Annotated in this window: 14 protein-coding genes; 7 read left to right on the top strand and 7 right to left on the bottom strand. The window is 67.2% G+C overall.

The features are described from left to right. The first annotated feature begins 188 nt into the window (after window positions 1-188). Window positions 189-641 (top strand): helix-turn-helix domain-containing protein, encoded by a 453-nt coding sequence (locus D456_RS0103665; RefSeq protein ID WP_017574800.1) that lies wholly within the window; start codon window positions 189-191, stop codon window positions 639-641. 689 nt (window positions 642-1,330) lie between these two features. Beyond that, window positions 1,331-2,278, top strand: coding sequence for a sugar-binding transcriptional regulator (locus tag D456_RS0103660; RefSeq protein ID WP_152442476.1), 948 nt, complete (start codon window positions 1,331-1,333; stop codon window positions 2,276-2,278). Between the two features lie 112 nt (window positions 2,279-2,390). On the opposite strand, the gene D456_RS0103655 is transcribed toward D456_RS0103660, so the two are convergent. The 5 genes from D456_RS0103655 to D456_RS0103635 are packed head-to-tail and all read right to left on the bottom strand — an operon-like array spanning window position 2,391 to window position 8,068. After that, a complete protein-coding gene (locus D456_RS0103655; protein ID WP_026115540.1) occupies window positions 2,391-3,353 on the bottom strand; it encodes a D-ribose ABC transporter substrate-binding protein in 963 nt (320 codons plus the stop codon). A gap of 38 nt (window positions 3,354-3,391) precedes the next feature. Continuing rightward, window positions 3,392-4,522 carry an ABC transporter permease gene (locus tag D456_RS23595; protein ID WP_017574797.1) on the bottom strand — a complete coding sequence of 377 codons (1,131 nt, stop codon included), beginning with the start codon at window positions 4,520-4,522 and terminating at the stop codon, window positions 3,392-3,394. Continuing rightward, on the bottom strand, window positions 4,519-6,135 hold the full coding sequence (locus D456_RS0103645; protein ID WP_017574796.1) for a sugar ABC transporter ATP-binding protein: 1,617 nt from the start codon (window positions 6,133-6,135) through the stop codon (window positions 4,519-4,521). The genes D456_RS23595 and D456_RS0103645 overlap by 4 nt, the downstream gene beginning before the upstream one ends. Continuing rightward, a complete protein-coding gene (locus D456_RS0103640; protein ID WP_017574795.1) occupies window positions 6,132-6,896 on the bottom strand; it encodes a DUF2291 family protein in 765 nt (254 codons plus the stop codon). Before D456_RS0103640 ends, D456_RS0103645 begins: the two co-directional genes overlap by 4 nt. Then, a complete protein-coding gene (locus D456_RS0103635) occupies window positions 6,893-8,068 on the bottom strand; it encodes an erythritol/L-threitol dehydrogenase (protein ID WP_017574794.1) in 1,176 nt (391 codons plus the stop codon). The genes D456_RS0103640 and D456_RS0103635 overlap by 4 nt, the downstream gene beginning before the upstream one ends. A gap of 366 nt (window positions 8,069-8,434) precedes the next feature. Between D456_RS0103635 and D456_RS0103630 the strand changes: the two genes are divergently transcribed. From D456_RS0103630 to D456_RS0103610, 5 genes are all read left to right on the top strand, one after another. Beyond that, window positions 8,435-8,908, top strand: coding sequence for a ribose-5-phosphate isomerase (locus D456_RS0103630; RefSeq protein ID WP_017574793.1), 474 nt, complete (start codon window positions 8,435-8,437; stop codon window positions 8,906-8,908). A gap of 124 nt (window positions 8,909-9,032) precedes the next feature. After that, a complete protein-coding gene (locus D456_RS0103625) occupies window positions 9,033-10,760 on the top strand; it encodes a dihydroxyacetone kinase family protein (RefSeq protein ID WP_017574792.1) in 1,728 nt (575 codons plus the stop codon). Next, window positions 10,760-11,557 carry a triose-phosphate isomerase gene (locus D456_RS0103620; RefSeq protein WP_017574791.1) on the top strand — a complete coding sequence of 266 codons (798 nt, stop codon included), beginning with the start codon at window positions 10,760-10,762 and terminating at the stop codon, window positions 11,555-11,557. The genes D456_RS0103625 and D456_RS0103620 overlap by 1 nt, the downstream gene beginning before the upstream one ends. A 283-nt stretch (window positions 11,558-11,840) precedes the next feature. Continuing rightward, a complete protein-coding gene (locus tag D456_RS27405; RefSeq protein WP_017574790.1) occupies window positions 11,841-12,734 on the top strand; it encodes a DUF4333 domain-containing protein in 894 nt (297 codons plus the stop codon). A 211-nt stretch (window positions 12,735-12,945) separates the two neighbouring features. Continuing rightward, window positions 12,946-14,148, top strand: coding sequence for a PLP-dependent cysteine synthase family protein (locus tag D456_RS0103610; RefSeq protein ID WP_017574789.1), 1,203 nt, complete (start codon window positions 12,946-12,948; stop codon window positions 14,146-14,148). A gap of 205 nt (window positions 14,149-14,353) precedes the next feature. Here D456_RS0103610 and D456_RS0103605 read toward each other — a convergent pair whose 3' ends face one another. Continuing rightward, window positions 14,354-16,624 (bottom strand): GmrSD restriction endonuclease domain-containing protein, encoded by a 2,271-nt coding sequence (locus D456_RS0103605; RefSeq protein ID WP_017574788.1) that lies wholly within the window; start codon window positions 16,622-16,624, stop codon window positions 14,354-14,356. A 50-nt stretch (window positions 16,625-16,674) separates the two neighbouring features. Continuing rightward, entirely contained in the window at window positions 16,675-18,795 is a 2,121-nt protein-coding gene (locus D456_RS0103600) for a UvrD-helicase domain-containing protein (protein WP_026115538.1), read from the bottom strand. Window positions 18,796-19,174 lie beyond the last annotated feature (379 nt).

The following is a 19,174-nucleotide window of genomic DNA, read 5'->3' as shown; positions in this document are numbered from 1 at the left end:
GCCACCGAGTACACGGAGACCTTCCAGCGGTTTTGCGCAGCCGTGGAGGACGACTACGCCCGGGCCAGGGATGTCGGGCATTATGCCCACAGCCTCGGCTACCAGTCTTGTCCGAGAGCGCTCCGGCCTTCAGGCCGGAGGTGCATCGGCTCTGATTTGCTCGGTGGGTTATCTGACGTGTACTTTCTGTGTTGTCGGCGGGTGAGAACCAAGCCCGTCGGCAGGTCGCCGCCGGGCAGTCCGAGGCCCTGAACGCCTGCGGAGGCAGGGTAGGACCCCGTCTTCCGGGTGGGGCACCGGCCGGTGAGACAGGAACCGGCGGACGCCGCGAGACGCACCGCGCCTACAGCCGCAAGGCCGTAGGAATCCCCGAGGGTTCACCCCGGGGAGGACGTCAAGCACCCTGCACGCTGACCCGGGTCACGCTCGCCGCGGCCGGTGTCGGTGCCAAGGAGTTCATCGACCGCCGCGTCGTTCCGGAAGCCAGAAGACCCCTGGCCCACGGTGACGAACCAGTGTCCGGCATCGCCGCCCGCCTCGGTTTTCTCGACACCAGCAATTCCGTCAAGTACTACACCCGACGCACCAGCAGCACACCAACGGTATTCCGGAACCGGTTCCGGGCCGACCCCTCCGGGTGATCGGTCTGTACACGCGGTATTGAGGGTGGGGCGCCCGAGTCGGTTCCGAAAAATGATCCGATACGGTCGGGGTGGAATTTGATCCCATTGTCTGATGTGTACGGGATCGCCCTTCTGGCGAATGCGAGGGTTCGGGGGATCCCACGCGATGGCCGAGCCGGGCCGAGTCCTTGAGCTTGGACGGACGTACCGGCCGCGTACGCCGCCGACGCACTGCCAGTACGGATCGGTTCAGCGAGGCACCCGACCATCGCAGCCCTGAGGTCAGGACCGGAGAAACCCCGAGCGGGTCGAGGTCCTGAGATCCTTCTTCTGGCGAGCATCGGGCCTCTCCGGTTGGCGTTGGTGACCGTGCGTGAGTTCCGGCCAGGTGGCGCGGTTGTGTCCGGGGCAGGCCGTGGGTGCTCAGCCGATCGGTGCTCACCACGGCGCGGTTCAGGTCCAGGTGGTCGGCCCCGGCCTGGTGTGCCGGGACCAAAACCTGCTCCGGGGCCGGTGCCGCCACCGTGTGTGAGTAATGTCCCCTGGAAAGGCCCACCAATCGGTTGGTGCACTAAAATCGTTCAAGGCAGAAGACACAAATGTTCAGAGTTTCATCTAAACTGTCATGGAACGTTCGCCGATGATGAGGAGACCTCCGTGTCAGCACATCGATTCGGGCATCGACAACGAGTGAGAGGTCACTGACATTGGATGCTCTCACAGGAACCGGAACCGACACGGACCCGGAACGCCTCTATCGTGCTGCGCAGTTGTATTACGAGCAAGGCGCAACCCAGGCAGAGGTGGCCGAACAGCTACGTGTTTCGAGGCCTTCGGTCAGTCGAATGTTGGCGGAGGCGCGGGCCAGCGGGCTTGTCGAGATCACCGTTCACCGCCCCGATTCCAACAGCACCCAGGATTTGAGCGTACGGCTGCGCGAGGCCCTGGGGCTCGACGCCGTTCATATCGCCCCCGGGGACCAGTCTTCCCGGGTGGGCCCGGGGTTGGGGCCTTTGGCCGGCCACGCCCTGAGCGGTGTGGGCCTGGAGCCCGGTGATGTTCTGCTCATCGCTTCCGGAGTGACCACCTATGCCTTGGCCCAACACTGTATGGGCGATTACTCCGGTGTCATCGTCGCGCCCACGGTCGGTGGGCAGGCCGAGCCGGACCCCTGGCACCAGACCAACGAGGTCGTCCGGATGTTCACGTCTACTTCGGGGGGTTACCCGCATTACCTCTTCGCTCCCTCGCTGCCATCGCCGGCCCTGTTGACCGCTTTGCAGGACGACCCGGGTTTCCAACAGATCGTGCAGGACTGGCGGTCAGCGAAAGCCGCCCTCGTCGGGGTCGGGGCCCCTGCCCTCTCTCGGGAATCCATCTCTCGCTCTGTACCTCGTGATCACCCCAATTTGGCCAAATCGGTAGGAGACGTCTGCCTCGCCTTCTATGATCGGGAAGGTGCCGAGGTCACCTTTCCGGGAAACGAGCGTATGGTCCGGGTGCCCGGCGACGTGCTGCGCGCCGTACCGCACCGCATAGCCGTGGCTGTCGGACAGCAGAAAACCCTGAGTATCGTTGTCGCCGCGCGGTCGGGGTGGCTGAATCAGTTGGTGACGGACGAGTCCACTGCCCGAGCGATCGAGCAAGGAATCTGACCGCCGCTCGCCCATGGCGCACAAGTCGACCGCCCTCCCGTTGATGGCGTAACGAGAGGGCGGCGTGGTTTGTGGGGGTTCGTCCGAGCCGCAGCTACGGCAGGTCCTTGGTTCAGTCCTCGAGAACGAAGTCCTGAAGGTTCTCGGCGTTCTCTTCGGTGATCAGGGTGCAGTCCAACGCAACCTTCTCCTCCTCCACCGGTGACTCCCCGGTACGGATGACCTCGTCGAGAACCTCGAGGGATTGGGTCGTGGCGTCGTCGATGGGCTGGAGGACCGAAGCAACCAGCTTTCCGTCCGCGACGGCCTCAGCGGCATCGTTGCTTCCGTCGAAGCCCAGAACCTCCACCTCATCGAGGCGCCCCGCCTCTTCGAGAGCGTTGATCGCGCCCAGCGCCATCTCGTCGTTGCCGGAGATCACGCCGTCGATGTCCGGGTTGCGGGAGAGCAGCTGCTCCATGGCGGTCTGGCCCTCCTGACGGTCCCAGTTGGCGATCTCCTCGCCGACCTTCTCCATGTCCGGGTATTGGGAGAGCACGCTCGCATAGCCCTCGGACCGGACCTGCGCGTTGTTGTCGCTCGGCTCACCGAGCAGTTCGACATAGGTGCCTTCGTAGCCCATGGCCTCGGCCCATATCTCGGCACCCGCGGACGCACCCTGCGCGTTGTCCGAGATGAATTGGGCTTCCGCCAGACCGGTTTCCGAGATCTCGGCGTTGACGAGGGAGACCGGGATGTCGGCGTCGACGGCCTGCTCCACGATCGCAATGCTCTCGTCCGCACCGGCGGGGTCGAGAAGGATGCCGTCGACGTCGTTGTTGATGGCGGTTTCCATCAGCCGGGTCTGCTCGTCGGGGTCGTTCTCGTGAGCGCCGACGCTGTATTCGTACCCGAGCTCTTCGGCCAGCTCTTCTGCCCGATTCACCTCGGCTGCCCAATAGGGGTTCGCGGGGTCAACGGTGATGATGGCGATCTCGCCACCGCCCTCACCCTCTCCGCCGGCGTCCCCGCAGGAAGTTAAGCTCACACTGACGATTGCGGTGGTCGCGATCGCTACCATCGATTTGATTTTCATGGTTTTCCTCTTTTTATTTCTTGCGACGGGGGTAATCGTCATGTCTGTTCCGGGGGCGGGTCTTCATAGCCTCCGGGGCCGACGAGGGCCTTTCCTGATTCGCGCTTGGCTTCGGCGACGGCACGCGCCTGTGCCTGTCGGCGTTGCAGAATCTGCTGAATCTGGTCGACAGCGACAGCCAGGATGATGACCGCACCGGTGATGACCGTCTGCCAGAAGGGGGAGACACCGACAATCACGAGTCCGTTGGTCAAGAAACCGATGACGAAGGCACCGATAATGGTGCCGCGCACCGTTCCTCGGCCGCCTGAGAGGGCCGCGCCACCGATGACCACTGCCGCGATGGCGTTCAGCTCGTAGAACTCTCCGAGGTCCGCCGTCGACGAACGGATGTTCGCGATCTGCAGGATCCCGACGATCCCCGCGCACAGTCCGGTGAGCACGTACACCCTGGTCTTGACCTGGTTGACGGGCACGCCGGAGAGCGCTGCGGCACGCTCGTTGCTTCCGATGGCGTACAGCCAGCGCCCGAAGGGGGTGCGTGTCAGAACGATGGAGAAGGCGATCGCCACCGCGACCATCACCCATGCGGAGATCGGCACACCGAGAGGGCTGCTGGCGAAGACATCGAAGAAGCCCGTATTGCCCAGTTCCTCTTGGCCCCGGAGCTCATTGGTGATGTTGGTGCCGTCGAGCAGTACTTGGGTCAGGCCTCTGCCGACGTACAACATACCCAGCGTGACGATGAATGGAGCAAGGTTCAGCCGGGCGATCAACAAACCGTTGACCCAGCCGACGAGCATCCCGACGGCGACGGCGATCACGACGATCACCCAGGTCGACGGATACATGACCGCATCGGTGAGGGGTAGATGAACCCCCTGGAACAGGGTGCCGGCCACGGCACCGGTGAGCCCGACCGTGGAACCGACGGAAAGATCGATGCCCGAGTGGAGGATCACCATCAGCATCCCGAGGGCGATGATGGCGTTGAACGCGACATCTTTGGCGACCGTCATGAGGTTGCCGGCCGAGAGGTAGGTGTCGCTCATCGACGCGAAGATCACGATGATGATCGCCAGCGCAACCAGAGCGCGGGCCTCGATGAAGAAGGCGCCGAGGTTGATCTTGGAGCCCGATGATTTTTCCTGCGTGGCCGCGCCGCTCATCGCGGTTCCCTCTCTTCTTCTTCCGTGGTCGACGCTGCTGGTGGACCGCCGTTTCCTTCGGCCGCCGCCATCACTTCTTCGCGTGTGACGTGGCGCGGGTCGAACTCCGTGACCACCTGACCGCGGCCCATGACGACGATGCGGTGTGAGGCGTTCAGCGCTTCGCCGACATCGGAGGTGACGAAGAGGACCGCGAGCCCTTCCTCGGCTTGAGAGAACAGCAGTGAGAAGATCTCACCTTTCGCCCCGACGTCGACGCCGCGTGTCGGGTCGTCCAGCAGCAAAACTTGTGGCTGGGACGCCAGCATCTTTCCGATGACGACCTTTTGAGCATTTCCTCCGGAAAGGGACGTGATCGGTGCCTCCGGGCCCTCAGCCTTGACCCCGAGCTTCGTCATCTGGGATTTGATGTCTCGGTTCTCGCCACGTACGGCCATGAATCCGCGCCGAACCCAGGAGCTCAGACTCGCAAGCGACATGTTCTTACCGACGGTCTGCATTTGGATGATCCCGTCGCGCTGGCGGTCCTCAGGCACAAGCCCCATGCCGAGGTCGATGCGGTCAGCGACGTTCAACCCTGCGAGGTCGTGGCCTGCGAGCAGTACTCGCCCGCCCGCTAGTTCATCCCGTCCGGAGAGCGCTTCCATCAACTCGGTTCTTCCGGCGCCCATCAGCCCGAAGAGGCAGACGATCTCTCCCTCTTTCACGTCCAGCGAGACATGGTCGACCGGGAACTTGCCGCTCACCGTGTCAGCGACCGTCACGTCCTGGACGGAGAGCACGACGTCCCCGTGCTCACGAGCTTCGTCACGGAAGTCGTAGTCCGCTTCACGGCCCACCATCTTGCGCACGACCCAGCCCAGATCGATGGCGGAAGCCCTCTCGGCCGCCACGAGCTCTCCGTCACGGAACACCACAGCATGGTCGGCGATCTCGAGAGCTTCCTCGAGGTGGTGGGAGATATACACGATGGCTACCCCCTGCCGCTGCAGCTCTCGGATGATCTTGAACAGCACCTGGACCTCAGCTGAGCTGAGCGCCGAGGTGGGTTCGTCCATGATGAGGATGCGCGCATCGGTGGACAGGGCCCTCGCGATCTCTACGATTTGCTGCTGTCCTACGCGCAAATCCTGCACGAAAGCGTCGGGCGATATCGGCTCCTCGAGGCGCTTCATCAAATCCCGTGTCGCCAGGGACTGTTCGGCGTAGTGGATTCCGCGCACCGACGCAATCTCGCGCCCCAGGAAGATGTTGTCACTGACCTTGAGGTTCGCGTTCAAGTTCAGTTCCTGGTGGATGATTGCAATGCCCTTGTCGACAGCCTCCGTGGTAGAGGAGATCTCGACTCTTTCTCCATCGAGTTCGAGGTGCCCGGCTGTCGGCTGCTCAACACCGGAGAGAATCTTCATCAATGTTGATTTCCCGGCGCCGTTCTCACCGAAGAGGGCGGTGACCTTTCCAGCGCTGACGTCGAAGTTGACGCCCTTGAGGGCGCGCGTGACCCCGTAGGTCTTGCTGATGTCGACTGCGCGCAGAACGACACCGTCCGAACCGGTGGCTTCATGGTGCGTGGGCTGCCCGGCCGCGGGCGAGCTCGGTACAGCGGCGCTCATGAGTCGGTCCCGACGTCCAGCGGCTGGATGATGAGCGGGCGCTGCGAGGCCGTATCAGCACCCGTGCCGGCGTAGCTGAGGACACCTTCGACGCTGATCTGCTGCCCCTGCGCCTGCTCGGGGTCGGAACCGAGCGCCTCCTCCACGTTCGCCAACATCAGCCCGCTCACTTCGGTGCCGACCTGCTGGTGCTCGGTCTGCCCCGGAGCATCGCCGAACCTGTACCCGCTGAGGTCACGCACAAGGTTCCCGTCGAGGGCGTTACCCAGCGGTACCGTGATGGTTTGCCCGGTATCAACGTCTTCGATGTCGAGTGTCAAGTTTTCGTCGTTCGCTTCCTCGACCACGCCTGTCGCCGTCACGGCGAAGGCGCTGGTCTCCTCGCTCGGCTGCAACCCGTCGAATTCATCGACAGCCGCATCCGGGTCGTCCGCGAGCGCCGTGGCTACGTCGCCGAGCTCGGCGGGGTCGGCGAGAAGGTCGTTCTGCACCTGAGCGAAGAGTTCCTCGGCCGTGGCCGCCGGGTCGAAACCATCAGAGGTCAGCGCTTCGACCTCCGCCGGGGTGAGGAACCGGGTGTTCGCCAGCATCGCGACCACCAGGACCGCCAAGAGCCCGCCGATGACCAGGCGGCGCTGCGTGCGCGAGGTCCCTCGTCGCGGGCCCGAGGAACGCGGCCGTGTGTTTGCCCCGGACGCGGCCTCGCCGTTGTGCTCCGCTTCCTGCTGGGCGGGTGCTGGTGCTTCGGAGGTATCGCTCATGCCGATCCACCACCGACGAGGTTGTTGGCCGTGCCCGCCGGGACGGGACCGTTGGGCAGGATCGAAACTTTGACGGACTCTCCGGAGGAGTCGGCGACGGCGTCCAGTGCATCCTGAAAACGCTCGAGGGGGAACTGGTGGGTGCACACGCGTTCCAAGGGCAGCGCGCCGGCTTCGATCAGCTTGATCGCCGAGGGCCAGCAGTGCGGACCGAGGTGAGCACCGAGCACATCGAGCTCCTTGTCGTCGGAGATGATCGACCAGTCGACCGAGACCTTCTCCTTGAACACGGAGTACTCGACGAAGCGGCCGAGCTTGCGCAACAGGTTGATCCCTTGGGCCACCGCCGAGGGGTGCCCGGTGGCCTCGATATAGACATCGGCGCCGTAGCCACCGGTCAGTTCTTTGACACGGGTGACAGGGTCTTCGGTCGCGATGTTGATCGTCAGGTCGGCACCGCAGTCCCGGGCGAGCTCGAGTTTGGTGTCGACCATGTCCAGAGCGATGATGCGCAGTGGGTTCTTCTGCCGCGCCCCTGCGATGGCGGAGAGCCCGATCGGTCCGGCGCCGGCAATGACGACGGTGTCCTCGAACTGTAGATTCGCCCGTTCCACCGCGTGCATCGCACACGAGAGCGGCTCAGCGAAAGCTGCCATGTGCCCGGGCAAGGCGGACGAGACCGGATGGGTCAGCGCACGGGACGGAACGAGAACGTATTCCGCCATCGCTCCGTCGAAACCCTTGAACCCGAACATGTCGTGGGTTTCGCACATCCAGTAGATCCCGCGGCCACAGTAGAAGCACTCGCCGCAGGGCACGATCTGCTCACACGCGAGCCGGTCGCCCAGCTCGACGCCGCGTGAGGCGAGGGCGCCTTCGCCGGCGGCGACCACTGTGCCCACGAACTCATGGCCCGGGATGCGGTTCTTCTCGGCCCAAGCCGGCTTGTGCTCGCCGCCCCAGAACTTCTCGGCCCCGTGGTAGCACTTCAGATCGGAAGCGCACACACCGACGGCGTCCGTTCGCAGCACCAGTTCCCCCGCGCCCGGTGTCGGGACGGGGCGCTGCTCGATCCTGTAATCGCCCGGTCCATGAACTACGACGGCTCGCATCTCGGACGGGAGCATCTGCTCCGAGGCTGCCTCGGACGAGGCCGTGGGAGTGGTGGTCATCGTTGGCTCCTCATGCCGGCTGCGGTGGAGGGGGACTCCGAGCCGCTGGTCGTGGTGATGCAGGTCACGGGCCACCATCCTAGAATGCTCAGAACACGTGTCAAGCACATTCGTTCATCATCTTGGGGCGCTCGCGGTGTCCCGGCTGATCAGGGGGTTGCGCGGTGCCGGATGGGCAGGACGTTGCGGTGCCCGTTGCTGTCGCCGCAAGCCTGGTGGCGCCCCTCCGGCCCGCTCCTGGCGGTGGCCGTGCCCCGGCCGAGCAGGCGCAGAACATGTGTCCTTGACATCTGTTCGCCGCTGGACCAAGCTGAAGACGGTGCTGAGAATCGGCATCTTCGTTCTTCACGACAAGGAGAAACCGCTATGGGGAAACGTTTCAGTGTAGTGGTCGGGTCGGACGATGCGGGATTTCAGTACAAAGAGTTCCTCAAAGAGGAACTCAAAGATCATGAACGCGTGTCTTCGGTGCGCGACGTGGGTGTCGGTGCGGAGGGGACCGAAGCTTACCCGTCCATCGCCGTTGCAGCCGCCCAGCTGGTAGCCGCAGGTGAAGCGGATCGCGCGCTACTGATCTGCGGCACCGGCCTCGGCGTCGCGATGTCCGCGAACAAGGTCGAGGGCGTCCGTGCCGTGACCGCGCACGATGCCTATTCGGTAGAGCGTTCCGTCCTGTCGAACAATGCCCAGGTCCTGTGCATCGGCCAACGGGTGATCGGAATGGAGCTCGCCCGCAAGCTGGTCCGAGAATGGCTGACCCACGAATTCGATTCTTCGAGCGCGTCGGCCGAGAAGGTTCAGGCCCTCATCGATTTTGAACAAACAGGAAGCTGCACCTGAGAGAAATATTGTCGGCCCAGGTGTTGACCCCTGCGGGCCCGGCTGAAAGGTTATGCGCACCAGCCGCAGTTTTTGTCCCCGCCAAGTCGACCGAGCATGACTCGTGCAACCCCCAAGGACTGTCATGACCTTCCTTCTCAACTCGCCGGCAGACTTCTCCCACGAAGCCGTCCAAGCTTTCGCCATGGCCAATCATCAGTACGCCACGGCCGTACACGGCGGTGTGGTCCGCTCCCGCCGAACCCCGGCCGGGCAGCCTGCACTGGTGGTCGGCGGGGGGTCAGGGCACTACCCGGCGTTCGCCGGATGGGTGGGCCCGGGTATGGCCCATGGCGCCCCCTGCGGCAACATCTTCTCCTCCCCCTCGGCATCACAGGTCTACTCCGTTGCCCGCAACGCGGAGAACGGCGGCGGCGTGATCCTCGGCTTCGGCAACTATGCCGGGGACGTCCTGCATTTCGGTAGTGCCGCGGAGAAGCTCCGTGCTGAGGGCATCGACGTCCGTATCGTCGCGGTGAGCGACGACATCGCCTCCAACCCGCCCGAAAAGCACCGGGAACGGCGCGGCATCGCCGGGGACCTGCCGGTCTTCAAAATCGCAGGGGCGGCCATCGAAGCCGGGGCAGACCTCGGCGAGGCGGAGCGGATCGCCTGGAAGGCCAACGACGCAACCAGATCCCTGGGCGCGGCGTTCGATGGATGCACGCTGCCAGGAGCCGACGATGCGCTCTTCGGTGTGGGCGCCGGCACGATGGGGGTGGGGCTCGGTATCCACGGAGAGCCCGGGATCAAGGACCTTCCCATGGGCACCGCCTCCGAGGTGGCCGACCTGCTCTTCGACGGGGTCATCGCGGAAGCGCCCGAGGCCCACTCCGGCCGCGTCGCCGTCGTGCTGAACGGCCTGGGCAGGGTCAAGTACGAAGAACTCTTCGTCGTCTACGCCCGGCTCGCCGAGCGGCTCGAGGAGTCGGGACTGACACCGGTCCGGCCCGAGGTCGGCGAGTTCGTCACCAGCTTGGACATGGCGGGGTTGTCCTTGACTCTCGTGTTCCTCGACGACGAGCTCGAACAGTACTGGCTCGCCCCCGCGGACACGCCCGCCTTCCGGCGCGGTCTCCCGAAGGGGCTCGAGCAGTCGTGGGACGCTCCCCGACGGACCGAGATCTACACGCCGGGCGAAGAAGAGGTTCCGCCGGCCTCAGCTGATTCCCGAGCGCTCGCCGCAAAGGTCCAGGAAGTCCTCGAACTCTTCGAATGCCGCTGCAGGCAACACGAGGAAGACTGGGGGCGCATCGACGCGATCGCCGGCGACGGAGACCACGGCCACGCCATGGTGGTCGGCTCCGGCGGGGCGGTGCGAGCCGGCCGTCGGGCCCTGGATCGCGGGGCAGGTGCGTGCACACTCCTTGTGCACGCGGGCACGGCATGGTCCGAGTCGGCCGGTGGCACGTCCGGGGCGCTCTGGGCCGCCGCACTCACCGCCGCCGGAGGCGCGCTGGGCGACCACGGTGGCGAGGACGAGGACACCACGGTCCGAGCGTTGTTGGACGGCGTGCAGGCGGTGCACCGCGTAGGCGGTGCCACACCGGGGGACAAAACCATGATCGATGCGGCGCTGCCCTTCGCCACGGCGCTCGAGTACGAATGGAAAACGCCGGGTGACCTGGCCACCGCAACTTCTGCTGCAGCGGTTGCGGCGAAAGCTGCTGCTGAGGAGACCTCCGACCTCACAGCGCGACTGGGGCGGTCCCGTGCGCTGGGTGAGAAGTCGCGTGGCACACCGGACCCCGGGGCGACCTCCTTCGCCGTGCTCATGGAAACCCTCGCAGAGCATTTCCGCGGCACGAAATAATGCAGAAGTCGAAGCTGTGGATCGGCACGAGCTGGAAGATGAACAAGACTCTGGCAGAGGCCGGAGAATACGCGGACACGGTCGCCGCCGCCGTCGAGGACGACGCCGGTCTGACCCGGGGTGTCGAAGCCTTCGTGATCCCTTCCCATACGGCGATTGCCACGGTCGCCGAACGACTCGGCCGGTGGGCCAACACCGTCGGAGGCTTTCGAGTCGGCGCGCAGAACGCGCACTGGCAGGACAGCGGTGCCTGGACGGGCGAGGTCTCGATGCCGCAAGTCAAGGATGCGGGCGCGACGATGGTCGAAATCGGCCATTCCGAGCGCCGGACGCATTTCCATGAGACCGTCGAGACCACTCGCTTCAAGGTCGAGTCGGCGCTGCGGCACGGGCTGGTGCCCCTGCTGTGCATCGGCGAGCCCGCTGAGACCCGCGACCGTGGCCATACCTGCTCCTACATCCTGGCCCAAGCCCGCGGAGCCTTGGCCGGTCTGCAGAGACAGGAACTGGCCCAGGTGCTCATCGCCTACGAGCCTCGTTGGGCCATCGGGGCACTCGGCCGCCCGGCACGGGGAGAAGAATTGGCGGGGCCGTTCGCCGCGTTGCGGAGCGAGTACGGGGGCGTCGTGGCGGGTTTGCTCTACGGGGGCTCCGTGACGTTGGACAACATGCCCGACCTGCTCGCCCTGGAAGACGTCGATGGGCTCTTCGTCGGACGTGCCGCATGGCACGCGGAAGATTTCGTAGAGCTACTGCGAGCCGGTTCCCGGTGGTGTGCCGGAACCGGTGAGCGCTGAGGTCGGCGAGTATGACGATGGTGCGCTGAGGCCGTGTCAGCCGGGGTGTGCCCGTCGCGACGGGGTGAACCTCGGCTGATGCGGTACTGGATCTGCCCGGCCCTTCACGTGGTCGGGCAGGTTTGTTCTTTGTGGTGGCCCAGTTCCGGACCCGTGCACCTTCGCCGGGGCCGAGTCGGGATGCCCGCAGATTCTGCGCAGCGCGTTCCGGCGTAGCGACCGCGGCCAAGCACGGTCCTGGCATGCTCCACGCCCTGGCCCATCCGGCGAGAACGGGCACCGGATGCCCGAGAACGCTCGCCCCCTCACCGACCTGCCCGAACGCGCCGACGCCGCCGTCACCGACGTCACCGCCCTGGCCCACCGCCTGCGTCCCGCCGTCCTGCACGCCGCCAGCGACCACAAGAACGCCACCGTCGCCCTGCACGTGGGCCGCGCCGGAACCCTGGTACCGCCCGAGGACCCCGCCGCGCTCGCCGAGGATCCCGAACTGCGCCGGCAGCAGACCAAGGCCGCCCGGGAACAGGTCCTGGCCACCCGCACCTGGGTCCGCAACGCCGAGGCCTACCGGCGACCTGTACCAGCGCTCGGGCGTGGCGCCCTGAGCCCGGGGCGGGCGTGGGAACGGCCGCTGCACCCGTCCCCCGGAACGGCCGGGGCGGGGGCCTGCCGCCGACAGCGTCGGCGACGGCCCCGGCGCTCCTGCCTCAGCAGGTTCCTGCGGCCAACGGCCCTTCCCGCCCCATGTCCGATGCGTGATGCCGTCCCGGGAACCCGAACCCCGTCCTCTGCGTCCCACCACGTGGCACAACACAGACCAACAAGGAGGTCAGACATGTCGCAGGTGAAACAGGGCCGAGTCGTTGCAGGAGCGTCCCTGGGGGCGGTGGCGGTGCTCCTCGCCACCGGGTGCTCGTTCGACTTCAGCATCGGCGGCCCCGCCGCGGTCGCCAGCGAGGACGTCGCCGAGCAGGCGGCCCTGGAACTGGAGCAACAGGTCGGCCGCGCCCCCGACGACCTCACCTGCTCCGAGGACCTGCCCGCCGAGGTCGACTCCTCCATCCGCTGCGAACTCACCGCGGACGGCCAGACCTACGGCGTGACCGTCACCACGACCTCGGTCGAGGGCTCCGACGTGGAGTTCGACGTCCTGGTCGACGACCAGCCCGCGAGCTGACCCCCGGTCCGGCCGTGACCCCTGCTCGGCCGGTACACCGAACCCCGCACCGGAAACCGCGACGGTCCCTCCCGAGCCGGTGAAGCGGAGGGGCCGAAACCCGCCCTGCCGCCGGGGGCCAAGACCCAGAAACAGGGTGGAAACAGGCGCTCGGCCAGGGACTCCGTCCCGAGAGCGATCTCCGGTGCCGCTGCGGGGGTAGCCCCGGCCCATGGCCACGACACAGAACGAACAGGACACGGTCACCCCCACGACCCGGATCGTCGACCACCACAACGGTCGTGAACGGGCCTGGGTGAAAGAGGCCGTCCGGCTGCTGCACGCCGACGCCACACGGTCGGCGGACACCCACGTCTTCAACTTCCCGCTCCCCGTGGACTGGGGCATCGACCTCTACGTCAAGGACGAGTCCGTCCACCCTTCCGGCAGCCTCAAACACCGCATGGCCCGGGCCCTGTACCTGCACGCCCTGTGCACCGGATGGCTCAAACCGGACACCCACGTCTTCGAGGCCTCCAGCGGCTCCACCGCGGTCTCCGAGGCCTACTTCGCGCAACTGCTGGATCTGAAGTTCACGGCCGTGGTGCCCAGGAGCACCAGCCGGGAGAAAGTGGAACTCATCAAGTCCTACGGGGGAGAGGTCAAGGACCCCGGGGCCGACGGCGACATCGAGAAGGCCGCCGCCCGCTTGGCCGAGGCCGAACCCACGGGCCACTTCATGGACCAGTTCACCTACGCCGAACGCGCCTACGACTACCGCGACGACCACAACGTGGCGGCGACGGTCTTCCGGCAGATCGCCGAGGAACGCCACCCCGAACCCGAATGGATGGTGATCGGCGCCGGCACCGGAGGCACGAGCGCCACCATCGGACGCCACATCCGCTTCAGCCGCCGCGACACCCGCGTGTGCGTCGTCGACCCGCAGAACTCGGCGTTCTTCCCCAACTGGGTGGCCAATCAGGGCCGCCCCAAGAGCCGGTGGCCGGACCCCTCCACCTGGACCCAGGGCAAAGCGTCCCGGATCGAGGGGATCGGCCGCCCCACGGTCGAACCCTCGTTCATGCCCGCGGTCGTGGACCGGATGATCTCGGTGCCCGACGCCGCCTCCATCGCGGCCATGCGCCTGCTCCTGTCGCGCCTGGGCCACCGCGCCGGCCCCTCCACCGGCACCAACCTGTGGGGCGCGCTGCGGATCGTCGCCGAGATGCTCGCCGACGGCAAGCAGGGCAGCGTGGTCATGCTCATGTGCGACCGGGGCGAGCGGTACATGCACAACTACTACGACGACGCGTGGGTCAAGCAGACCCTCGGGCACGACCTGGGCCCCTACACCAAGACGCTGGGGGACTTCCTGGCGACCGGGAAGTGGACCGAGCCCGCGGGTTCCGTCCCCGCCGCCAGGAGGTCCTGAGCGCGCCGGGACGCCCCGCGCCTCCGGCCGCTACACCCCGTACCGGATCCGGTCCGCGTCCGCGGCGGGGCGCGCCGCCGCGCGCCCCGCCCCCGGCGAGAACACCGAGCCGTCCCGGTTCCGCGGTCCCGCCGCATGCGCTGGGGGACCACACCCCGCACACCACGCAGGCCGGGCAGCCCCCGGACACGCCCCCACCGGCGTCCTAACCCTCCGTGACCCGGTACCCGAACTGGTCCAGGCGGCCCCGCGCCCGGTCCAGTTCCTCGTCGGTGAACAGCGAGGAGAACTCCGGGCGCAGGACCAGCGCCTCCACCGTCAGGTCCAACCGGCCCCGCTCCCACAGGTTGGAGAACCCGTCCGAGACCGCCGGGGCGTGGAGCAGTTTGCGTGCGGTCTCCAGTGCCCCCAGCTCGGAGATCATGCCGATGAAGTGCGAGGGCGTGTAACCCGCCTCGGTCTTGGCCCGCTCGTGGAGCGAGACCATCGCCCTGTGGAAGTCCGCCGTGTCCGGGGCGGAGTCCGATGCCCTCTCCTGCCCGTCCTCCTGCACCGAGTGGAGGACCTCCTCACCGGCGGCCTCTCGCCCGATCCGGTCCACGAACCCCGCCAGGGCCTCCACCGAGGTGAACACCTCGTGCCCCAGCTCCTGCAGCCGTGGCAGGTCGGCCTGTTCCGGGTCCAGCTCCAGCACCACGGGTTTGCCCAGCCCGTGTTGGAGCCCATCGGGCCAGAACGCCTCCGCTTCGGCGATCACCCCTCCGTGGCGGGGGTCGCTGATGGCCGTGTCCAGTTCCGGCTCGGCGAACCCGTCCTCCCGCAGCTGCTCGACCAAGGCACGGATCTGTTCACTGCGCGGGTCGCCGGCCTCCTGCGCGACCACGGTGAGCGGCTGCAGCTCCTGCTCGTCGTCGAGGGTCCCCTCGAGCAACCCGTCCAGGAAGCTCTGCGCGGCCTCGGCCAGCATCTCGCGGCGTGTGGCCAGGAACTCGCGGTAGCGCCCGGCCTTCCACAGTTCCGGGTCGGCGGGGATCCACTGAGAGGCGAGCACCCCGGGGTGGGCGGCCTCGGCCCGGTCCAGGAACTCGTGCGGGGCGAGGGTGCCCACCTCCAGCTCGTTGTCCTCGGCCAGGAAACAGAAGTTGGCGATCGCGTCGGCCTTGTCGTCGCTCCCGCGCAGCAGAGCGGTCGGGAACAGCATGTGCCGCTCCAGCCGGCTGCCCGACTCCAGCGCCGCCGTGCTCAACTCCCGGCCGGTCCCCAGGTCCCGGGCCCTGCCCGAACGCATCAGCAGATACAGCAGCGGATAGAACCGGGAACCCTGGGTTCCTTCGAAGTCGTGCGGGCGGATGTTGAGGGAACCGCGTCGGGAGCGTTCCAGCGCCGTGATCAGCCCGTCGACCCCGCTGTGCGCCGCCGTGTCGAAGTCCTTCTGCAGGGTGGTCTCGGTGGGGCCGGCGTAGCGCCCCCACAGGGCCGAGTGCAGGTACCAGTACAGGACCTTGTCGCGGTGGGCCCGGTCGTCGAACCGGCCACCGTTGAGCTCCAGCAGGCGTACCGCCATGGTGAGGGAGGAGCGGCTCTTCAGGACCCGGTCGTGGTCCAGACCCAACCGGCCCGAGACCGCTTCCAGGAACGTGTCGGTGTGGACGGCCGCGCGCTCCAGAGCGGAGCGGAACTCCTCGGGCCCCACCTTGCCCAGCTGCTCGAACTGGGAACGGCCGGTCGCCACCGCCGTCGTCGCCCGCAACAGCCAGTCCAGGGTGAACTGGTATCCGCGCCCGGCCCAGCGATCGATGGACTCACGCATCACACGGCGTGCATCGGGCCACTGCGCACACACCTTGGCCAACGCCAGGTCACCCTTGGACAGCTTGGTGCCGCCCGAGTTGACCCGGTTGAAGATCTCCACGACCTCCTCGACGTCCTTGTCCGCGCCGGTGATCTTCTCCTGGTGGAACTCGCGCTCGACGATCTGGCTCAGCCGGTTGAGCCGCTCCAGGTAGACAGCGGCCTGCTCCTGCCCGTACAGGTCGGCGAGCGGGGCGAGGAAGTGGAAGACGTTGGAGTTGAACAGCTCGGTGACGTTCACCCACCGCGGGTCCTGCGACATCCGGTTGCGCGCGTAGAAGGCGAACTCCTCGTCCGCCACGTTGAAGTACAGGTCGGTGAACGCCTTGGGATCACCCTCGAAGAACCCGGGAGGATGTCCCTTGACGACCCCGTACAGCGAAGTGATGCGCTGCTGGCCGTCCAACAGCATCAAATAGGTGCCGTTGGCCGAGGTGCTGCCCCGCGCCGACAGGTCGGCATCGGAGGTCTCCCACAGCAGCAGGCTGCCGACCGGATGCTCCAGATACATGGACCGCATCAGCCCGCGCACCTGGTCGCGGTTCCACACGTATCCGCGCTGGAACTCCGGGAGCAGGATCGTGCCGGAATCGATCCGATCGAGGAGTTGGGACAGTTTCGCCATGGTCGGGGGTTACCTCCGTTCGATGGGGTTTTCGGGGAAGGACCCGGGGTTCAGGACCGGAGCAGCAGCGCTTCCAGGAACGGGCTGGGCTCCTGGTGCCAGCTCACACTCAGCTGCTCACGGGCACGCGTGCACGCCACGAACAGAAGACTGCGTTCACGCAGCAGATCGCGCACGTGCGCACCGGGATCCTCTTCGTGCGGGGTGATACTGCGGGGTGCGGGCAGCTGGTCCTTTCCGGCACCCACCACGGCCAGGCAGCGAAACTCCAACCCCTTCATGCGGTGCATCGTGCCGACCGAGACCCCGGAACTGCCCTCGGCCGGCGTACGCGCCAGCGCAGTGGCCCGGACCTGGGCCTCCTCCAAGGCGAGCAGCGCCTGGTCCACGGCTCTGTTGGAACGCGCCGTCACCCCGATCTCGGCGGGCAGCACCCCGGCCCCGAGCCAGCCCCGGACCGTCTCCTTCAGGTGGCCCAGTTCCGCCTCCCAGGTGGCGAAACCCTTCACCGCGGGCTCCTGCCCGTGCATCTCCGAACGGCACCCGGCCAGGGAGTCCTGCACACCGTCCAGGTCCTGCACCGCCTGGGCGTGCATCAGCTCCAGGCTCCAACCGAGGATCTCACCGGTGGTGCGGTAGTTGAGCCGCAGCTTCGAGGCGCGGCCGCGCACGTTCACCCCGACCTCGCCGAGGGTGATCTTGGGGCCGTAGATGCGCTGGTGGGTGTCCCCGGCGATGAACAGGTCGTCGGCGCCCTCCGGCACGCAGGCCCGCAGCAGACGCCACTGCCCGGCGTGCAGGTCCTGGGCCTCGTCCACCACCACGTGCCGGAACGGTTTGTCGGCGTCGGGGCGTTCGGCGAGCAGCCGGGCCGCCTCCTCGCACACCGTCTCATGGGTCCACAGCTGCTGCGCGGACAGTTCCTTCCGGAACTGCCACATCGCTTGCCATACCACCGCCTTCTGCGCGGGGCCGAGCCCCCGACCCCGGCCGGCGCGCTTGACCTGCAGGTACTCCGCGGCCGACCCCACGCGCTGGGCCAGCACCACCTGGCGCCACTCCTCGGACAGGAACGCGGGCGACAGGTCCGCCTCCAACTCGGCGACGATGCGCTGCCACAGCTCCTTCTCCCGGGCCGGGGTGAGCAGCTGCGGCCTTCCGTGTTCCTCCCGGAACACCCGGTGGGCCAACCGGTCCACGTGCTCCACCCGCACCCGCTCGGTGGCCTGGGCCGCTCCGGTGGTCTCCGCGAGCAGGGCCAGGTTCTGCTCCAACGACTCGGCCAGGGTCGAGGTGAACGTGGTCAGCAGTACCGGGCCCCGCTCCCGCAGCGCCAACCGGTGGGCGCGGTGCATCGCCACCACGGTCTTGCCGGTGCCCGGGCCGCCGCTGACCCGCGCCGGCCCCCGGTAGGAGGCCTCCACCACCGCACGCTGGGTCGGGTGCAGGTAGATCCGCCACAGGTCGAAGGGGTGCTCCAGGGCGGCCATCAGCTCCTCGGGGCCCTCCACCAGGGCGACCCGGTCCGAGCTGCGCCGCACCGCCGCGTCCAGGTCCTCGGGGTCGATCTGCTCCTGGACGATCACCGCGCCCATCTCGGACCAGACCTCCTCCGGGCTCATCCCGGCGCTCAGCCCGTACAGCACCTCCCACTGGGCCGGGGGCAGCAGCCCGCGTGCCGCCTCCAGCTGGAAGGCGTCGGTGAGGGTGCGCGCGAAGGTCAGTGTCTGCTCGTCGACCCCCAACCGGGCCATGTCGGCATCGTTCACATGGCCCAGGAGCCGGATCGGTGCGCTCTGCGCCATCCGCTCCATGTGCGGAAGACTGGCGTCCAAGGCGGCCATGTCGCGGATCTCGATCCCGCCGGTGGCCATGTTCACCGAGGCCTTGCGGCCCTTGGCCCAGTCGTAGGCGTCGTCGTGCGGCAACACCTTGAGCAGGGTGTAGGTGTCGCCGCCCTTGGCCGGGGCGAGGACGACGCCGCGCCAGAACTGGTCGATGCGGATCGTGCGGAAACGGTCGTCGCGTGCTCCGGAGATCTTCTCCAGGTGCAGGCCCGTGTGGGTGGCCTGCCCGAACTTGGTGAAGACCTCTCCCACCCGTTGGCGTACGGGCTTTTCGAGGTCGGGGTATTCCTTCAGAAAATCCAGGTGGAGCGCGAGTCGGGGCACGGGTGGGGGTGTCCTAGCGAATCGGGGGTCAGGGGCCGCTGTCACGGAGGAGGACGGGCCGAGCCGGGGTCCGGTTCACCTGGAGACGATACGGGAACCGCGCTCCGAACAGGCCCGGGTGGGGCAAGACGGGGGAGGAGCGTGTATGCCGACTCGGCTCCGGGGCGGTTCGCCCATGGCCCGGATCTGTTCAGGGGAGGGGCCATGGACGGGGGCAAGGTGGGTGGTGTTCGTCGGAGCGTCGAGCGTAGCCCGGCCGGGGTTCCCCGCCAGGGGGGCACTGCTCTCCCTTCCGTGACCACTTCCGGGCCGTTTTTTGACCGCGGAAGGGGAGAGCGATGCTCGGCCGGGCCTCGGGGGCGGTGTACCCGCCAACGTG

The sequence above is a fragment of the Nocardiopsis kunsanensis DSM 44524 genome (assembly GCF_000340965.1).
Classification (GTDB): domain Bacteria; phylum Actinomycetota; class Actinomycetes; order Streptosporangiales; family Streptosporangiaceae; genus Nocardiopsis; species Nocardiopsis kunsanensis.
Note: the sequence above shows the minus strand (reverse complement) of the source record. Positions and strands in the feature narration are given on the sequence as shown.